Source organism: Rhodanobacter sp. FW106-HT46G03 (assembly GCF_058789895.1).
In genome coordinates, this window is sequence record NZ_JBYTCC010000001.1 from 975,446 (window position 1) to 993,247 (window position 17,802).

Annotated in this window: 13 protein-coding genes; 8 read left to right on the plus strand and 5 right to left on the minus strand. The window is 67.2% G+C overall.

Going from position 1 to position 17,802, the window contains the following annotated elements:
- Window positions 1–124 precede the first annotated feature (124 nt).
- The 5 genes from ssb to AC3WP6_RS04105 all read left to right on the plus strand — a co-directional run bounded on the left by ssb (window position 125) and on the right by AC3WP6_RS04105 (window position 6,590).
- Window positions 125–610, plus strand: a complete 486-nt coding sequence (gene ssb, locus AC3WP6_RS04085; RefSeq protein WP_492626517.1) for a single-stranded DNA-binding protein — start codon at window positions 125–127, stop codon at window positions 608–610.
- Between the two features lie 257 nt (window positions 611–867).
- Entirely contained in the window at window positions 868–2,661 is a 1,794-nt protein-coding gene (locus AC3WP6_RS04090; protein WP_492626518.1) for a serine hydrolase, read from the plus strand.
- A 106-nt stretch (window positions 2,662–2,767) separates the two neighbouring features.
- Entirely contained in the window at window positions 2,768–4,567 is a 1,800-nt protein-coding gene (locus tag AC3WP6_RS04095; protein ID WP_492626519.1) for a sensor histidine kinase, read from the plus strand.
- The gene (locus AC3WP6_RS04100; protein ID WP_492626520.1) at window positions 4,564–5,010 is read left to right on the plus strand and encodes a response regulator; all 447 of its coding nucleotides are present in this window, start codon (window positions 4,564–4,566) and stop codon (window positions 5,008–5,010) included. The genes AC3WP6_RS04095 and AC3WP6_RS04100 overlap by 4 nt, the downstream gene beginning before the upstream one ends.
- Window positions 5,011–5,030: 20 nt before the next feature.
- Window positions 5,031–6,590, plus strand: coding sequence for a response regulator (locus AC3WP6_RS04105; RefSeq protein WP_492626521.1), 1,560 nt, complete (start codon window positions 5,031–5,033; stop codon window positions 6,588–6,590).
- A gap of 142 nt (window positions 6,591–6,732) precedes the next feature.
- On the opposite strand, the gene AC3WP6_RS04110 is transcribed toward AC3WP6_RS04105, so the two are convergent.
- Window positions 6,733–8,133, minus strand: a complete 1,401-nt coding sequence (locus tag AC3WP6_RS04110; protein WP_492626522.1) for a sigma-54-dependent transcriptional regulator — start codon at window positions 8,131–8,133, stop codon at window positions 6,733–6,735.
- Between the two features lie 95 nt (window positions 8,134–8,228).
- The gene (locus AC3WP6_RS04115) at window positions 8,229–9,872 is read right to left on the minus strand and encodes a sensor histidine kinase (protein WP_492626523.1); all 1,644 of its coding nucleotides are present in this window, start codon (window positions 9,870–9,872) and stop codon (window positions 8,229–8,231) included.
- 226 nt (window positions 9,873–10,098) lie between these two features.
- Between AC3WP6_RS04115 and AC3WP6_RS04120 the strand changes: the two genes are divergently transcribed.
- Window positions 10,099–11,382, plus strand: a complete 1,284-nt coding sequence (locus AC3WP6_RS04120) for an NTP/NDP exchange transporter (protein WP_492626524.1) — start codon at window positions 10,099–10,101, stop codon at window positions 11,380–11,382.
- Window positions 11,383–11,465: 83 nt separating this feature from the next.
- On the opposite strand, the gene AC3WP6_RS04125 is transcribed toward AC3WP6_RS04120, so the two are convergent.
- Both AC3WP6_RS04125 and mtgA read right to left on the minus strand, forming a co-directional pair.
- A complete protein-coding gene (locus tag AC3WP6_RS04125) occupies window positions 11,466–11,894 on the minus strand; it encodes a CBS domain-containing protein (protein WP_492626525.1) in 429 nt (142 codons plus the stop codon).
- 43 nt (window positions 11,895–11,937) lie between these two features.
- A complete protein-coding gene (gene mtgA / locus AC3WP6_RS04130) occupies window positions 11,938–12,708 on the minus strand; it encodes a monofunctional biosynthetic peptidoglycan transglycosylase (RefSeq protein WP_492626526.1) in 771 nt (256 codons plus the stop codon).
- 96 nt (window positions 12,709–12,804) lie between these two features.
- On the opposite strand from mtgA, the gene hslO reads away from it, so the two are divergent.
- A complete protein-coding gene (gene hslO, locus AC3WP6_RS04135; protein ID WP_492626527.1) occupies window positions 12,805–13,704 on the plus strand; it encodes an Hsp33 family molecular chaperone HslO in 900 nt (299 codons plus the stop codon).
- Here hslO and AC3WP6_RS04140 read toward each other — a convergent pair.
- Window positions 13,698–16,598, minus strand: coding sequence for a bifunctional diguanylate cyclase/phosphodiesterase (locus tag AC3WP6_RS04140; RefSeq protein ID WP_492626528.1), 2,901 nt, complete (start codon window positions 16,596–16,598; stop codon window positions 13,698–13,700). The two genes, hslO and AC3WP6_RS04140, sit on opposite strands and share 7 nt — an antisense overlap.
- 226 nt (window positions 16,599–16,824) lie before the next feature.
- Between AC3WP6_RS04140 and AC3WP6_RS04145 the strand changes: the two genes are divergently transcribed.
- On the plus strand, window positions 16,825–17,736 hold the full coding sequence (locus tag AC3WP6_RS04145; protein WP_492626529.1) for a hypothetical protein: 912 nt from the start codon (window positions 16,825–16,827) through the stop codon (window positions 17,734–17,736).
- The last annotated feature ends 66 nt before the right edge of the window (window positions 17,737–17,802 follow it).

Consider the following 17,802-nt stretch of genomic DNA (forward strand, 5'->3'; position numbering starts at 1 on the left):
GCCGCCGCGCCGACAGCAAAAAGGCCGCTGCGCCGACGTGCGCGGCGGTGACGACAAGGTAAGATGAAGCCTTGTCCCATCAAGGCGGCGGCGCGACTGCTGCCGGCACCCGAAGGAAACTCCCATGGCACGTGGCGTCAACAAGGTCATCCTCGTCGGCAACCTCGGCAACGACCCCGACATGCGCCACACCGCCAGCGGCATGGCGGTGTGCACGCTCAGCGTCGCCACCACCGAGAGCCGCATGGACAAGCAAAGCGGCGAGCGCCAGGAGCGCACCGAGTGGCACCGGGTCAAGATGTTTGGCCGACTGGCGGAAATCGCCGGCGAATATTTGAAAAAGGGCCGGCAGATCTACGTCGAAGGCTCGCTGCGCACCGACAAGTACACCGACAAGAACGGGGTGGAGCGCTACTCCACCGACATCATCGCCAACGAGATGCAGATGCTCGGCGGCGGTGGCAGTGAAGGTGGCGGCAGCTACCAGCGCGAGCGCCCGCAAGGCGGTGGCGCCGGCAGCTACGGCGGCTCCTCCCGCGGCGGCAACGCCCCGGCACCCGCAGCCCCGGCCAACAACGGCGGCTTCGAGGATGACGACATCCCGTTTTGAGGTCCCGCGCCCGTCAAACTCGCAAAAGCCCGCCCGTGCGGGCTTTTTGCATTTCTGCGCCACGGTGGGCAGGGATTCATCCGACGCCCCTTTTACGCAAAGCCGGCTGCGCTGAAGCCCGGCCAGCGAGAATCTTGTCACTCGCCGTAAACCGCTGTACCGAATCCCCAATCCCCAATCCTGGTTCTGTTCATCCTGTGCATGGGCGCGGCGCGGCACGATGTCGGGAGCGTGGACGGCTTGGACGGGTGCAACGGATGAAGCAGTGGATCAGTGCGGTACTGGCCGTGGGGTGCATGGCAGCGGCCATGGCCGCTGGTGCGCAGATCGAGATCCACCCGCTGCCGGACGCGGCGCCGATCAAGCCGATACCGTTGGGCGGGCATGCGCTGACGGCCGCCGATGCCGCGGTGTGGCTGGACGCGCGGCTGGGGACAGCGTTGCGCGCGCACTTGATCGACGCCGCCACGGTGGCGGTGGTTGCCGGCGGCAAGGTGGCCGTGCTCAAGGGCTACGGCCGCGATGCGAATGGGCGTGTGCCCGATCCGCAGACGACGGACTACGCGCTGGGTACCGCTTCGGCCGGCTTTGTCTGGACCGCGGTGATGCAGCTTGCCGACGCGGGCAAGGTCGATCTCGACGCGGACGTTGGGCGTTATCTCGGCGCCCCGCTGCCGTCGCGCGCCGGCAGGACGGTGACGTTGCGTCGATTGCTGACCCACACCGCGGGGTTTGCCGACGTGGGGCCCGGTGCGAACTCCGCGACCGCATGCGAACGGCAGCCGGCACCGGCAACCGCGGCACCCTCGTGGTCGGCGTGTGATGTAGCGCTGGCGGCACGCATCGTTGCGCACGTCGCGGGCGAAAGCGTTGCCACCTACATCGCGCAGCATGTTTTCGTGCCGGTCGGCATGCACGGCGCCGCGTTCGATGCGCAAACCGGCACGGCCACGGTCACGGCGCAGGCGATGGCGGATTACCTCACCGCCATGCTGCCCGGTAATCGCCCGCTCGACGCCGCGGCGCTCTCGCCCGCGGCCGCGCGGCATATGCAGGGAGTGACACTGCCGCTTGCGCCGAGCGTGCCCGGCATGGCGCTCGGCTTGCGCCGGTTCGACCGCAACGGCCGGCCGGCCGTGGGGCTGGCGGCTGCCACATCCGCGCAAAGCGTGTTGTGGGCGCTGGTGCCCGATGCCAGTGTCGGGTTGTTTGTTGCCGTCGAGGGGCGTGAGGCGCGGTCGGTCGGCGGTACGCTGTTCGGCGGCTTCATGGATCGCTACTTTCCGCCGCGGCCGAGTGTGGCCCACGTGCAACCGACCACGGCCCCGGCGGATGCGGCGCGGCTGATCGGCGACTACCGTTCCAGCCGTGCGCCGACCGGTGGGTTCCGCGCCATCGCCGGCTTGTTCGACCAGGTGCGCATCGACGCCACCACGGGTGGGGAAATCGCCACGCATGGCTTGGCCGGGGTGCCCGGCGTACGGCATTGGCGCGAAACCGCCGCGGGCCGTTGGCAGGGCGCGAACGGGCGCGGGCAGCTGGGCGTCGCACTGGATCACGACCGCGTGCGGCATGTCGCGCTGCGTTCGCTCGCGCCGCCGGAGGTCTGGCTGCCGGTGCCGCGATGGGCCTCGGCACGCTGGAACCTGCCGCTGTTGTGGGCGACGCTGGTGCTGCTGATGCTTGCAGCGCTGGCGTGGCCCCTGGCTATGCGCGGGACGTCGGCCGGTACCTTGCGTCGCTGGTCGCAGCGTGCGCATGCGCTGGCACTGGTGCCACTCGCGTGTGCGGCCGGTTGGGCGTGGGCGGTTTGGTGGGCCGATGCCGGAGCGAGCGGCACCGCGTTTCAACTCGCGGTGCGCGGGGTGCAGGTGCTGGGCGCAGTGTCGCTGGTCGCGATGGTCGTGGCCGTCATCCACGTCTGGCACGCGTGGCGCAGCCCGTGCAGCCTCTGGCGCCGACTGGATGGCGTGCTGCTGCTCGCGGTGGGCCTTGCCGCCACCTGGTTCATCCTCGCCTTCGGGCTCCTGGTTCCGCGCCTGGGCATTTGAGGGTGGCCAGGCCCGTCGCTGGTCCTTGCCGGCAAACATGCGAGAATGCCGGGGTACCCGCAGGGAACGAGTACGGCCTTGTGAGAGCTGCCATGTCGCCTGTCCAATGAAAGTCAGGGGCCTGTTGCGCTGGCGCGTTGCCGGTTTGTTGCTGGCGATGGTCGTCATCGTTGCGTTGCCGTATCTGGCGGCACAGGTGATGGCGAGCGAAACCCAGCAAGCCAATGCATGGCTCAACCATGCAAGCGAAGTGAAGGCGCTGACCTACCGCATTGGTTATGTGGTGCGCGACAGCGAAGCGGCCACGTACCAGTTGTTGCTCGGTGACGGTGGCGCCGAGGTGGAAAGTCGGGCGATGGCGGCCAGCCGCGAGATGCCGGCGATGTTGGCGCGCTTGCGCCAACTGGCAACGACGGACGCCACCCAGCAAACCGGGGTGGGGGCGCTCGAAAGCGTGGTCAACGGACGCGTGGCATTGGTGCGTCAGGCATTGACGCGCCTGCAGCGCGGCGAAACCGCCGCTGCCCGGCAATCCCTGCGCGATGGCGGCGACCTGTTTCACCTGCAGTCGCTGATTGGCGACATTGCAAAAACCGAGGATGGTCTGCAGATCGCACATACCCGTGACCTGGCGCAGCGTGTGCGCCGCAGCCAGTTGGTGCTGGGCTTCATCGCACTGGCGCAGTTGCTGCTGCTGGTCGTGATGGTGGTGGCTTCCGAGCAGCAGATCGGCAAGCGGCGGCTGGCGGAAACCCGCGAGGGCCGCGCGGTGCTGCGCTCGCAAATGATCGTGCAGGCGGTGCGCGAGCCGATCGCGTTGTTCGGCGAGCACTTCCGCACGCTCTTGGTCAACACCGCGTTTGCCGAAATGTATGGCCTCGACGTGCACCAGCGCGGCGCGCTGCCGCCGCTGCCGGAAATGGGCCACGGCGCGTGGAGCGATGGTGCCCTGCTGCAGCGCCTGAGCGACGTGCTGTTGCGCGACCGCGAGCTGTGGGATTACGAGCAGGTGCAGCGCACTTCCGATGGCGTGGATCGCCACGTGCTGATCAACGCGCGGCGCATCCAGCAGCAGGAGCATGACGGCCAGGTGCTGCTGGTCACGGTGAGCGACATCACCGCGCGTTCGCTGGCGGAGGACAAGGTCAACGAGCTCAACCACCAGCTCGAAGGCAAGGTGGCGCAGATCTCCGACGTCAACCGCGAGCTGGAGGCGTTCAGCTATTCGGTGTCGCACGACTTGCGTGCGCCGCTGCGCCACATTGCCGGGTTTTCGCGCAAGCTCGGCGAGCATCTCGGCGCCCAGGTGGATGCGACCAGCGCGCATTACCTCGAGGTCATCGCCAGCTCGGCACAACACATGGCGCAGTTGATCGAGGACCTGCTGGTGTTTTCGCGGCTGGGCCGCGGCGCGATGCGTCTGCAGCCGGTGGATATGCAATCGCTGGTGGAAGAGGCGCGCGCGCTGAGCGAAGGCGACCTCGGTGGGCGCCGCGTCAGCTGGTCGATTTCACCATTGCCGATCGTGGTCGGCGACGAGAACATGCTGCGCACGGTATGGCAAAACCTGATCGGCAACGCGGTGAAATACACCGGCAAATGCGAGCTGGCCGACATTCGCGTCGAGGTCGAGCGCGACCGCAACGAGGATTACATCTTCACCGTGAGCGACAACGGCGCCGGCTTCGACATGCAGTACGCCAGCAAGTTGTTTGGCGTGTTCCAGCGCTTGCACCGCGCCTCGGATTTCCCCGGCACCGGCATCGGACTGGCCAGCGTGCGGCGCATCATTGCGCGCCACGGCGGCCGCGTTTGGGCCGAGGCCGAGCCGGATCGCGGCGCGCACTTTCATTTCTCCCTGCCGGCCCGCGACTTGGGCGGCATCAACCAACGGAAGATCGCATGAGTCATCCGCCCCTCCGCACCATTCTTCTCGTCGAAGACAGCCTGGCCGACGCCGAGATGGCCCTGGACGCGCTGCACGAAGCCAACCTCGCCAACCCCATCGTGCACGTGGAGGATGGCGTGGATGCGATGGACTGGTTGCACCGCCGCGGCGCGTTTGCGCTGCGGCCGGCGGGCGACCCGGCGGTGGTGCTGCTGGACATCAAGATGCCGCGCATGGACGGCCTCGAAGTGCTCAAACGCATGCGGGCAGACGAACACCTGCGGCGGGTGCCGGTAGTGATCCTCTCCTCGTCGCGCGAGGAGCGCGACCTGGCGCGCAGCTGGGATCTTGGCGTCAACGCGTACGTGATCAAGCCGGTCGATGTCGACCAGTTCTTTACCGCCGTGCGCACGCTCGGCCAATTCTGGGCGGTGCTGAACCAGGCACCGGAACAACCGTGAACCGCAACGGGGAACAAGGCATGCACGGCTCATCCGATCAACCGATCGTCCGCGTGCTGGTGGTGGAGGACAACCGCAACGATGCCGAACTGGCATTGACCGAGCTGGACGATGACGACTTGCGCTACGAGGCGCGCGTGGTCGACAACGAAGACGCCTACGTGCTGGCGCTGAACGAGTTTTTGCCCGACGTGGTGCTCTCCGACGTGAGCCTGCCGGGATTTTCCGGGCAGTGCGCGCTGGCCTTGCTGCGCCAGCGCGATGCCGATCTGCCGTTCATCTACGTATCGGGGATGATCGGCGAGGAGGCCGCGATCGAAGCGCTGCACACCGGCGCCACCGATTACATTCTCAAGCAGAACCCGGCGCGACTCGCCAGCGCGGTGCGCCGCGCCCTGGCCGAGGCCGCCGAGCGCCGTGCCGGCAAGCGCGCCGAAGCCGAGCTGATGCGTTCCCAGCGGTTTGAGAGCCTGGCCATGCTCGCCGGCGGGCTCAGCCACGACCTGCGCAATCTGTTGCAGCCGCTGCTGCTGGCGGGCGACAGCCTGCGCAATTACCAGGATGACCCGCAGGTGGCGCGCCTCGGCGCGCTGGTGCACGACTGCGGCAAGCGCGGGCTGGAAATGGTGCGCTCGATGTTGTCCTTCGCCCGCGGGGCGCGACAAAGCGAGCAGACCGTGCGCCTCGGCGCGTTGATGGATGCACTCTCGCTGCTCCTGCAAGGCAGCGTGCCGCGCACCGTCCGCATGGAGATGCAGGTGCATGCGCCGGACCTGCAATTCGAGGGCAGCCACACCGAGTTGCAGCAGTGCCTGCTGAACCTGTGCCTGAACGCGATCCAGGCGATGCCCAAGGGCGGCACGCTGCGGTTGGAAACCAGCCGCCGCCAGCTCGACGCCGGGTTCTTCGCCACGCACGAGTCGCCGCATCCGGGTTGCTACCTGTGTCTGTCGGTGATCGATACCGGTGCCGGCATGAGCCGCGAGGTGCTCGGCCGCCTGTTCGAGCCGTTTTTCACCACCAAGCCGCAGGGCACCGGGCTGGGCCTGGTTTCCTGCCGCCGCATCGTGGCGGCGCATGGCGGCGTGGTGCGGGTGGACAGCACGCCCGGCAAGGGCACGCGCTTCGATCTGTACCTGCCGCTGCAGCCGGTTGCGGTCGAATCGGGCGTGCCGGAGGACGGCGACACGCTCGAAGGCGCGGCCGAAGAGGTGCTGGTAGTGGCCGAGGCGGCCAGCCAGTTGTCGCTCCTGACCAACACGCTGGATGCCTGGGGTTATCACCCGCATGCCAGCCAGAGCGGCACTGCGGCGTTGCAGTGGGTGCACGCGCACGGCCTGCCCGATCTGGTGCTGATGGACGCGGACATGAACCTCTTCACCGGGGTACGCACGCTCAGTGCGCTGGTGGAGCAGGGTTACGCCGGCGCCGTGGTGATGCTGGCGCAGGCCGAGGTGCCGCCCAACATGGATGAGCTCCCGCCATTGCCGCACCTGCTGGTGCTGGACAAGCCGGTCACCACGCGCAAGCTGCTGCGTACCTTGCGCCAGGCATTGTCCGATGCGGGCGCGCCGGCGTGAAAGGCCGGGATTGGGGATTCGGGATTAGGGATTCGGAAGAGCCGATGCACCGGGCTTCCGTCGGGCGGGCTGTGGCCCGGCAGCGCCGCGCGAAAAGCCAGTCGGGATTCATCCCGACAGCAGTGCGGGCGGGCCGTCCGACTCAGTCGATGCCGAGCTTTTTCAGCTTGTAGCGCAGCGCGCGGAAGGTGATGCCGAGTTTCTTGGCGGCCGCGGTCTTGTTGTAGCGCGACTCTTCGAGTGCCTTGACGATGGCGGTGCGTTCCAGGTTGTTGATGTAGTCGTCAAGGCCACCGGCGGCGGTCGTCGGCAGCGGCGCCGGTGCAGTGGCGCTGGCCGCAACCGGCGTGGGCGCAGCCGGAGGGGTGTCCATGCGCATTTGCCGTTGCGGCAGCATCAGGTCGTCGGCGGTGATGCGCTCGCCGTCGCACATGGCGGTGGCGCGCTCAAGGATGTTTTCCAGCTCACGCACGTTGCCGGGGAAATCGTAGGCTTCCAGCGCGTCGCGGGCGCTGGGCAGCAATTGGTGGCCGCCGCCGGCGTTCTTGCGGGCAAGGCTTTTCAGGATGAAATCCGCCAGGAGCGACACGTCGCCACGGCGGTCGCGCAGCGGCGGCACGTGCAGCTCGATCACGTTGATGCGGTAGAACAGATCCTGGCGAAACTGGCCGTGCTCGACCAGCGCGGCGAGATCCTTGTGGGTGGCTGAAAGGATGCGCACGTCAACCGGAATCTCCTCGCGCGCGCCGATCGGGCGCACGGCTTTTTCCTGGATGGCGCGCAGGAGTTTCACCTGCATGTGCAGCGGCAGCTCGGCCACCTCGTCCAGAAACAGGGTGCCGCCGTTGGCGGTCTGAAACAGGCCTTCCTTGTCGCCGACGGCACCGGTGAAACTGCCTTTGTGGTGGCCGAAAAACTCGCTCTCCATCAACTCGGAGGGGATCGCGCCGCAGTTGACCGGCACGAACGGGCCGGCCGCGCGCGGGCCTTGTTCGTGGATCAGGCGCGCGACCAGTTCCTTGCCTACGCCGGATTCGCCGGCGATGTACACCGGAGCCTGGTTGCGCGCGAGCTTGGCGATCGTGGCCCGCACCTGCTGCATCGCCGGCGAATCGCCGATCAGGCGTTCATCGGCACTGCCGGCTTTCGCGGCTGCCTTGCCGCTGCGTTTCTCCTCGACCAGGCGCAGGGCGGTGCGCACCAGCTGGCGCAGCATCTGGATGTCGACCGGCTTGGAGACAAAATCAAAGGCACCGGCCTTGAGTGCGGTGACCGCGGCGTCGACGTTGCCGTAGGCGGTAATCATTGCCACCGGCGTTTCCGGATGGTTGGTTGCAATGTGCTCGATGATCTCCTGACCGTTGCCGTCGGGCAGGCGCATGTCGGTGAAGCACAGGTCGTAGGTTTTGCTGCCGAGTGCACGCTGCGCTTCGGCTACCGTGCCGACGGCATCGACCTGCAGATCCATGCGGCCGAGCGTGATCGTGAGCAGCTCACGAATGTCGCGCTCATCGTCGATGACCAGGACGGTCTGTTGGCTCATGGATTAAATGCCTGATGGCAGCGTTGCGGCTCAGGATACCCGTGGTTCCGGGGCGGGGCAAAAGCGCCGGTCGCCAAGGCGTCCGGCAGGGCACGTCAGCCCACGGCGGCATCCGCCGTCGACAGGCCCATTTGGGCCGGCGTCAGCACCAGCCGGAAACAGCTGCCGCCGCCGGCCACGCGCACGTATTCGAGCGAGGCCTGGTTGGCTTCGGCCATTTGCCGGGCCAAATACAGGCCGAGCCCGGTGCCGTATTCGTGGGTGGTGTAGAACGGCTCGAAGATCTGCGCGGCGACCTTGGTCGGGATGCCGGGGCCGCGGTCGATCACTTCGAGGATCGGCACGCCGTGGTCGCCCGGGCGCGCCACCACCATCACCCGCGCCGATTCGCCCGGCATGCGCCCGTAACGCAGCGCGTTCTGCACCAGGTTCCACACCACTTGTTGCAACTGCTGCGGGTCGGCCATCGCGGCGACCGTGCCGGTGCTGCCGGCGATCGCGCGCAGCGAATCGGCGCCAAGGTCGTTGCCCTGGCGGTACTCCTCGACGAAATCCTGCGCCCACTTGCCGAGGTCGAGCGTTTCCGGACGCGAGCGCTCGCGGCGCGAGAGCTGCAGGATGTTCTCGATGATCTCGTTCAGGCGGATGCAATGGTTGTTGATGATCTCGACCATGCGCTGGTCGCTGGCGTCCATGCTTTCCGATTCGGCCAGCAGCTGTGCCGAGTAGCGGATGGCGGCGAGCGGGTTGCGGATTTCGTGCGCGATCGACGCCGACAGCCGGCCGAGCGAGCTCAGGGTCAGCTCCTCGGCGCGGCGCGACAGCAGCGAGGTGTCGTCGAGAAAGATCAGCACCAGCGAATCGTCGTTCGGCGCCAGCCGGGTAAACCGCGGAATCACCTCGGGCACGCCGTCGGCCAGCTGGGTGGCGGTTTCGTCGAGCTTGCCGGACGTCATCCAGTGGTACAGCCGGCGCGACAGTTCCGGCGCGAGGCGACCGAGGTCGCGCTGCCCGGCGCTCGGGTTGCCCATCAGCATCCACGCCGATTCGTTGATCTGGTGGATGCGGTTGGCGTCGTCGACCAGCAGCACGCCGGTCTTCATGCGCCGGATGATGAGTTCGTTCACCTGCGCGAGATTGGCCAGGTCGGTGCTGCGCTGCTCGGCCAGCGCCTCGCTGGCGCGCAACTGGCGGCCAAGCACATGGCACAGCGTGGTGATGGCGAAATACGCCACGCCGAACATCGCCGCTTCCATCAGCCCGCGCTCGGCGATGCCGTTGCCCGGCTCGGCCAGTGTTGCGTGCCCGAGCAGGCCGAGCGTTGCCAGTGCCGCGAAAAAACTCGACAGCCGCAGCGACAGCACCAGCGCGCCGACGCCAAGGTTCACCGCCAGCATCATGGCGATGCCGATGCGCGCGTAGTCGATGGCGGCCACCGCAAGCACCGCGGCCGCAATATCGACCACCAGCCACACCGACACCGTGGTTCGCGCGTATGGCACGCAACGCCGGGTCAGCGCCAGCGCCGCAATCGCAAACAAGAGGTAAGGCAGGGGGGCGACCAGCGCGAACGTGTGCGTGGTGATCGGTTGTCCGGTGCCTTGCAGCAGGGTGACCACCAGCGCGATGTACACCAGCGCCTGCACCAGCCGAAACACATTGAGAAACAGCAACTCGTGGCGCGCGGCAACCGGCACCGCGAGTTGGGCATCGAGTTGCGGCAGGCTGGAACTGCTCACGGCATCGGTTCCTTGGCGATCATGGCCGAGTATAAAAGCCGGCGCCCGTGCCCGCATGTGGGCACCGCCGGGGTGCGGCAACGCCGTCTTGAGGCCGCGTCGGCACCGGCCTGCCGACCCATGGTGGTGCAGCGGCCAAAGACCGCGCGGCCGCCGTCGCTTGCGTTGCGGCCACCCGCGCCCCTAGCCTCGCGCTACCGGGCAAGCGCCCGCGCTGGACGGGTTCGTGAGTTCGACTGCTGCTGTGGCCGGCGAAGGCGCCGCGCCTGCGCTTTCCGCGCTGGCGTTCTTCTTCGTGATGACGGCGTACTACATCATCCGCCCGGTACGTGACCAGCTCAGTGGCGCAGTAGGTTCGCAGTCGCTGCCGCTGTTTTACGGCGTGGTGTTTGCGCTGATGCTGCTTTTGGCGCCGCTGTTCGGCATGCTGGTGGCGCGCTTTGCGCGGCGCCGGCTGCTGCTGTGGAGCTACAGCTTTTTCATCGCCTGCCTGCTGGCCTTTGTGCCGGCCTTCGTGTGGCAGGATCGGATCGGCGCGCGCGAGCTGGGCGTGGTGTTCTTTGCCTGGGTCAGCGTGTTCAACCTGTTCGTGGTGTCGCTGTTCTGGAGCGTGATGGCCGACATCTTCAGCAGCGCCCGCGCGCGCCAGGTGTTTTCGCTGATTGCGCTGGGCGGCATGGCCGGTGCGATTTTCGGCCCGCTCCTGACCCGCGCGCTGGTGTACTGGGTGGGGGTGGCGCCGCTGCTGGTGGCATCCGCACTGGCGCTGACCGCCGCGCTGGCGCTGTTGTTGCGGCTGACCGCACACCATGAGTCGCGCAACGCCGGCTGGGATGCCGGTGCCGCGATCGGCGGTTCGCTGTGGGCCGGCATCCGCGAGTTGTGGTCGCGGCCGTTCCTGCGCCTGATGGCGTTCATGATGCTGCTCGGCGACGGCATCGGCACGCTGGCTTATGCGCTGGTGGCCGATTATGCCAAGGCGCATCTGGCCGACACGGTGGCGCGCACCGAGTTCTACAACGATCTCGACCTGGCCACCAACACGCTTGGCGTGCTGTTGCAGTTGAGCATGACGCGTTGGCTCCTGGTGCGCTTTGGGCCGGGGTGGGGGCTGGTGTTGCCGGCGGTGGTGAACGTGGCGCTGCTGATTGCGGTGGCCATCGTCGGCCACGGCCAGCTAGTGCTGTTCGGCATGGTGGTGCCGATGCTGGCGGTGATGATGGTGACCACGCGCGGCTTTGCCTATGGCATGACCAAGCCCGCGGTCGATGCGTTGTACACGCGGGTGCCGCGCGAAACGCGCTACAAGGGCAAGAACTTTGTCGAGACCGCGGTGTGGCGCTTCGGCGACCTTGTTGTCACCAGTGCGGTGAGCGGCTTGCGCGCCGTCGGCATCGGCGTTGCCGGCCTGGCCGTCGCCGGCACCGGCGTCGCCCTCGCCGCCACCTGGGTCTCCACCCATGCCGGCTGGTCCCCCGATCTTGCCCCGGAAGACCCGCCATCAGCCTGATGTGCGGAGTTCGGCGTTGCGCCACGGCTCGCCGTATCACCGCTCTTCCGAATCCCGAATCTCCAACCCCGAATCCCGGCCCGTCACCCCGTGATATACCGCTCCAGATGCGCAATCTGCTGTGCCTGCGCGTCGATCACGGCCTTCACCAGATCCCCGGTGGAAATGATGCCTACCACCTTGCCGTGCTCGAGCACCGGCAGGTGGCGCACGCGGCTGTCGGTGCACAGGCGCATGCAGTCGAACACGTCGGTGTCCGGGCTGACCGTGGGGGGATCCGCGCGCATGATGTCGGCCACCGCGGTTTGTGCGGAAGAGCGACCGCGCAGGATCACCTTGCGCGCGTAATCGCGTTCGGAGACCACGCCGGCGAGAGTGTCGCCGCCCATCACCAGCAGGGCGCCGATGCGGTGCTCGGCCATCATCTTGATGGCGTCCAGCACCGGCGCCTCGGGCGTGATGGTGTAGACGTTGTGGTTCTTGCCTTCGAGCAACTGCCTGACTTGACGCATGCCTGAGCCTCCGGTTGCGCCCGCGGTTGAGGGCACTGCGAGTCTAGCGCGCCACTTTTCGGCGGGTGTCGCCTTGCCGTGAACCCGGCATCACGCGCGGCGCGTGGCCTTCGATGTAACCCGGCCCGCCGAGCTGACGCATCTGGCGTTCGATCCAGTCGGCGCGGCGCAATACGTACGCGCTGGGGCGCTCCGCATGCAGACGGCGCGGGCTGGGCAACACGGCGGCCAGCCGCGCGGCCTGCGCCGCATTCAGGTTTGCGGGCGAGGTATGGAAATAGCGCTCACTGGCTGCCCCGACGCCATACACCCCATCGCCCAACTCGGCGATATTCAGATAGACCTCAAGGATGCGCTGTTTGGGCCAGTTGAGTTCGAGCAGCACGGTGAAATAGGCCTCCAGCCCCTTGCGCAGGAAGCTGCGGCCGTTCCACAGGAACAGGTTCTTCGCGGTCTGCTGGCTGATGGTGCTGGCGCCGCGCAGGCGGTGGCCGTCATCGGCGGCGTCGACCGCGGCGTGGATGGAATCGAAATCGAAACCGTGGTGGTAGGGGAATTTCTGATCCTCCCCCGCCACCATCGCCAGCGGCACCCACGGTGACACCGCGCGCCACGGCACCCAATGCTGATGCAGCTGAAAACCGTGCTCGCCGCGCACCAGCGCGCCGACGCGGCGCTCCACCATCACCGCCGAGGTCGGCGGCGGCACAAAGCGCAGCACGAGGACCACCAACTCGGTCAGCACCAGCCATGCGAGCGCGGCAAACGCGCACCAGCGCAGCAGGCGGCGGGGCGACAACAACGGGCGGGACATGGCGAGGCACTGGCGAAGACCGGCCGCAGTATAAGTGGCCCATTGCGCGACGCGGCTGCGCCCCCATCTCGCAGGGATTGCCGACGAGGTCTGGCCGTGGAAAACCTGCCCACCGATGATGTGTTGCACCGCTTTTTGCTGGAACGCGCCGGTGTGCGCGGCGCCTTCGTGCGCCTGGGGCCGGCCTGGCGCGAGATGGCCGGTCGCGTCGACTACCCGTCGTCCGTACGTGGCCTGCTCGGGCAGGCGCTCGCCGCCAGCGCGCTGATGACCGCGCACATCAAGCTCGAAGGCGAGTTGTCGGTGCAGCTCAAGAGCGACGGCCCCCTGCGCCTGCTGTTTGCCGAGTGCTCCGATCAAGGGCGCCTGCGCGGCATCGCACGCTGGCAACCGCCGGTGCCAGCGACGTTCGCGCTGTCGACCCTGCCGGACGCGGTGATGGCGATCACCATTGGCAACCTCGAACGCGGGCAGCGTTACCAGGGCCTGGTCGAGCTGGGGGCCGATGACCTGGCCGGCGTGCTGCAAGGCTATTTCGAACAATCCGAACAACTGCCCGCGCGCCTGCTGCTGGCTGCCGATGACGCACATGCCGTGGGGCTGATGCTGCAGCGCTTGCCCGGCACCGGCGGCCACGATGCGGTGGATGACGCCGATGCGTGGCCGCGCGTGCAGCAGCTCACCGCGACGCTGGGCACGGAGGAGTTGCTGCACAGTGCGCCGCATGAGCTGCTCTACCGGCTTTACCACGAAGAGTCGGTGCGCCTGTTCGAACCACGTCCGCTGGCGTTCGGCTGCAGCTGCTCACGCGAACGCGTCGCCGCCATGCTGCGCTCGCTCGGGCGCGCCGAGCTGGAAGCCACGCTGGCCGAGCAGAACGGCCGGATCGAGGTCACCTGCGAGTTCTGCGCCGAACGTTACGAGTTCGATCGGGTCGACGTTGAATATCTGCTGCGCGACGTACCGGGGACGGCATTGCCCGGCAGCAGTCACTGACCGGTCGCGGCGGCACCGGCGAGCCAGTGCGTCGCCGGCTGCGCCTGCGAAAACAGGAAGCCTTGCCCGTAGCCGCAGCCGATATCGTGCAGCAGTTGCCGCTGCTCCGGCGTCTCGATGCCCTCGGCGATGACCTGCATGCCGAGCGAGTCGGCCAGGGCCTGGATGGCACGCACCACCGCCGTGCCCTGGTCGCCGGATTCGCCGCCCATCTCGATCACGAATGAGCGGTCGATCTTGAGTACGTCGAACGGGTACTGGTGCACGTAGCTCAACGACGAGTAGCCGGTGCCGAAGTCGTCCAGCGCAATGCCCACGCCTTGCCGGCGCAGGTTTTGCAGCAGCTGTTTGACCTGGTCGGGGTTTTCCAGCAGCGTGCGTTCGATCACTTCGACCCGGATGCGCTCGGGGGCCACCTGATGGGTGGCGAACAGCGCCAGCAGGCGGGCATCGAAATCCGGGTAGCGGAAGTGCTGGCCGGAAACGTTGATGCTGATCGTGCCGCGGTCGCCGAGGATGCGCGGTGCATCGGCGCACACCAGCTCGAAGAGCTGCCAGTCGATCGCTTCGGCACAGCCGGTTTCCTCGGCGATCAGCAGGAAATCCTGCGGCAGCAGCAAGCCACGCTCCGGATGGTTCCAGCGCAGCAGCGCTTCGTAACCGGTGATGCTGCCATCGGCCAGCGACACCACCGGCTGGTAGTACGGCACGAATTCGCGGCGTGCCAGCCCGTGGCGCAGATCGCTCTCCATGCGCAACAGTGACAGCGCCTCGCGGCGCAGGCGGTCGTCGAACAGCGCGATGCGGTGACGCCCGCCGTCTTTTGCGTGGTACATGGCCGAATCGGCGTCGCGCAGCAGTTCTTCCGGCTGGCGGTAGTGTTCGTCGGCCATGGCTATGCCGATCGAGCCGGAGGTGAAGATTTCGCGCCCACCGAGCCGGAACGGACGTTGCAGCTCGGACAGTACGCGCGCGGCCACCTGCTGGGCATCCGCTGCGTTGTTCACGCCTTCCAGCAGCACCGCGAACTCGTCGCCGCCCAGGCGGGCCACCACGTCGCGTGATTTGAGGCAGGAGCGGATGCGGCCGCCCACCTGGAACAGCAGGTCGTCGCCGACCAGGTGGCCGACCGAATCGTTGATGACCTTGAAGCGGTCGAGGTCGACGAACATGATGGCAAACAGGGCTTCCGGCACCTTGCGCAGACGCTGCAGCGCGGTCTCCAGCCGTTGCAACAACAGCGTGCGGTTTGGCAGCCCGGTCAGCGAGTCGTGCAGGTTCTCGTATTTCAGCCGGCGCTCGATGCGCTCGCGCTCGGCGATCTGCTCGCGCAAATCGCGGTTGGCCAGCCCGAGCGCGCGGGTGCGCTCCACCACGCGGCGTTCGAGGCTGGCGTAGGCCAGCTTGAGTGCGGCGTCGGCCTGCTTGCGCTGCAGCGCGTTGGCCACGTGGTAGCTGACAAAGGTGAGCAGCTCCTGATCGCGCTCGGTGTAGGCGTGCTCGGGGGTGTAACTCTGCACCGCCAGTACGCCGCGCACCTTGCCGCCCCAGGTCAGTGGCACGCCGAGCCAGCACACGGATGCCGGGCCAATGCGGTCGATGTTGTTGCCGTCGAGCAGACGTCCGATCTCATCTTGATTGATAAGCAGCGGTTTGGCCGTGCGCTGCACGTATTCGGTGAGCCCGTGGCCGTGGCTGCGCATCGAACGCGAGGGTTCCACTTCGTCCACCGAGTAGGGAAAACTGACGACCTGCTCGCTTTCGTCGATCAGCGCGATGTAGAAGTTGCGCGCGTAGAGCAGGCCGCCGATCACCCGGTGCAATGCGGGGTAGAACGCGTCGGCATTGGCGCCTTCGTCGCTGCTGCTGGCCAGCTCGGCAATGCGGAACAGCGCAGCTTGCAGACGTTCACCGTGTTGCCGCTGCAATACCTGCTGCCGCAGCACGCGGTTCGCTTCGCGCAGGGCGGTGGTGCGGTCGGTCACGCGATGTTCCAGTTCGACGTGCGCGCCGTGGCGTTCGATTGCGGTCTGCACGTGCTGCGCCACGTAGCTGAGCAGCTCCAGGTCGTGCCGCGTGTAGCGCACATTCGTGCGGTAACTTTGCACCACGATGCAGCCGACGGTCTGCACGTCGCGGCGCAGCGGCACACCGAGGCAATGCTCGCAACGCGGGCCGTGCATGGCGAAGTGGCCGGCCAGTTGGGTGGCCAGTTCTTCCGGCGCGCCGTACAGCGGCTTGCCGAAGCGCACGAGGTTCCACGTGATGCCGTGCTCGATGGTGGCCAGCGGCACCGCGTGGTCAGGTGGCGGCGGGGCGGCGTCCAGCGTATCGACGAAATAAGGGAAGCGGACCGTGTCGGTCGCGTGGTCGTACAGCGCGATGAAGAAGTTCTCCGCATACATCAGGCTGCCGACGATGGTGTGCAGCGATTGCATCAGGGCCGGCATGTCCTGCTCGGCGCTGGCCTGTTCGGCGATCGCATACAACGCACGCTGCAGGCGTTCGGCCAGCGCGAGGCGCGAAATCGCCTCGTACAGGCGGCTGGATTCGGCCAGTTGATGCAGCCGTATGGCGGCCAGCCGACCGATCCAGGCCAGCGTGCCATGCACGCTTTCGGCAGCGGGCTCGGCGGCACCCAGCACCAGCACGCGCTGGTGTTGAACATCCTCGGCAAGTTCGTAGCACCATCCGGACCCGGGTGGCGCGGCGTTGCGCGCACGCCAATGCAGGGTGCCGTCGATCGCCAGTTGTTCGAGAATGCGCTCGCAGATTTCGCGTACACCCGAGGCGTCCGCAGTCGTCATCAGCTGCTCGATCGCGAGCGGCATCTGCGCTGACGCCGCCGCGGTCGGCAGGCAGGGGGCGGGGCGGGGCGGGGTCACGGAATTCATGCAGGCAATGCGGGCCCGGCGGTCGGTACGGCAATGTGATCCCTCTTATAGCTGTCGCGCGTTCCCGCCGCCAGCGGAACCTCGACGTGCGGAGCACGGTCTATTCGGGAGGCAGTTCACATATTCGCGCGAATTACTGTACCGACGGCTTGCAACGATGTTAGGCAAATGTAAAATACGGCTTCCGTTCATCTGACGCGTTGATTGTCGCAGACCCGAATCCGCCATGCGCCGCTTGCTGCTTCCCCTGCTGCTTTGTCTGCTGCCCCTCGTGGCGGCCGGGCAGACAGTGGACGACACCAACGGCAAGCTTGCGGCCAGGCTTCTGCAGCAACCGCCGGCCCAAATGGCCGAGGTACAGCCGGGCGTCGTGGTGCCGCTGTGGCGCGGCGCCGACGGCCGCCTGCTCGCAGTCAAGGCGGACAGCCGCAGCGGTGCACAGGCGCTGCGCGGCACGCCATTGTCGTTTCATGCGGTCGACGCCGCCAGTGTGATGAACACCGGCATTGAGTACGGCTTCAGCAAGAATTGGCAGGCGCACGCCAACGTCAACCAGCAGTCGTGGGTCAACAGCCCGCTGCGGGTGGTGGGCAGCGAAGTCGGTGCCACCTACAACGACGGGCGCTACAGCCTGGGCGTCAGCGTGGGTACCAACAGCACTGCCAATGCGGCGAGTTTGCCGCGCGTATTGCCGGGTGCCACGCCCAGCATCGACGGCTTGTCCGGCTTCGACAGCAGCTCGCAACTCAATGCGCGCGGCCGCTTGGCGTTTGGCGCCAAGAGCGGCGTCGACCTCGGCGCAAGCGTAGGCCGCATCCACCTGTTGCCCGGCAACCTGCTCGGCATCAGCACACTGGATCAAAAGGCAATCAGCTTTGGCGTGGATCACGGCGCCGTCAGTGGCACCTTGATCGGGCGCACGATGGCGCCGCTGGCCGGCATCCCTGGCAATGGCTACAGCCCGGATCGGCGCTGGAACAGCATCGACCTAGGCGTGACCTGGCGTTTGCCGTGGCAGGGCTCGCTCAGCGTCGGCGCGCAAAACATGTGGTCTTCCGGCACGCCAACCAGTACGCCAATGGGCCCGGAACCGGATCAGTCGCGCACGCCTTACGTGCAATACCACCAGGATCTCTGAGCCGCCTCGTGTGCGGCACAAATCACGAACGCCGTCGCCTTGCGACGGCGTTTCGGTTTCTGCACG

What these genes read in the sequence shown, in the direction of transcription:
- ssb (WP_492626517.1), top strand. Translation starts at nt 125, where the DNA reads ATGGCACGTGGCGTCAACAAGGTCATCCTCGTCGGCAACCTCGGCAAC.
- AC3WP6_RS04090 (WP_492626518.1), top strand. Translation starts at nt 868, where the DNA reads ATGAAGCAGTGGATCAGTGCGGTACTGGCCGTGGGGTGCATGGCAGCG.
- AC3WP6_RS04095 (WP_492626519.1), top strand. Translation starts at nt 2,768, where the DNA reads ATGAAAGTCAGGGGCCTGTTGCGCTGGCGCGTTGCCGGTTTGTTGCTG.
- AC3WP6_RS04100 (WP_492626520.1), top strand. Translation starts at nt 4,564, where the DNA reads ATGAGTCATCCGCCCCTCCGCACCATTCTTCTCGTCGAAGACAGCCTG.
- AC3WP6_RS04105 (WP_492626521.1), top strand. Translation starts at nt 5,031, where the DNA reads ATGCACGGCTCATCCGATCAACCGATCGTCCGCGTGCTGGTGGTGGAG.
- AC3WP6_RS04110 (WP_492626522.1), bottom strand. Translation starts at nt 8,133, where the DNA reads ATGAGCCAACAGACCGTCCTGGTCATCGACGATGAGCGCGACATTCGT.
- AC3WP6_RS04125 (WP_492626525.1), bottom strand. Translation starts at nt 11,894, where the DNA reads ATGCGTCAAGTCAGGCAGTTGCTCGAAGGCAAGAACCACAACGTCTAC.
- mtgA (WP_492626526.1), bottom strand. Translation starts at nt 12,708, where the DNA reads ATGTCCCGCCCGTTGTTGTCGCCCCGCCGCCTGCTGCGCTGGTGCGCG.
- AC3WP6_RS04140 (WP_492626528.1), bottom strand. Translation starts at nt 16,598, where the DNA reads ATGAATTCCGTGACCCCGCCCCGCCCCGCCCCCTGCCTGCCGACCGCG.
- AC3WP6_RS04145 (WP_492626529.1), top strand. Translation starts at nt 16,825, where the DNA reads ATGCGCCGCTTGCTGCTTCCCCTGCTGCTTTGTCTGCTGCCCCTCGTG.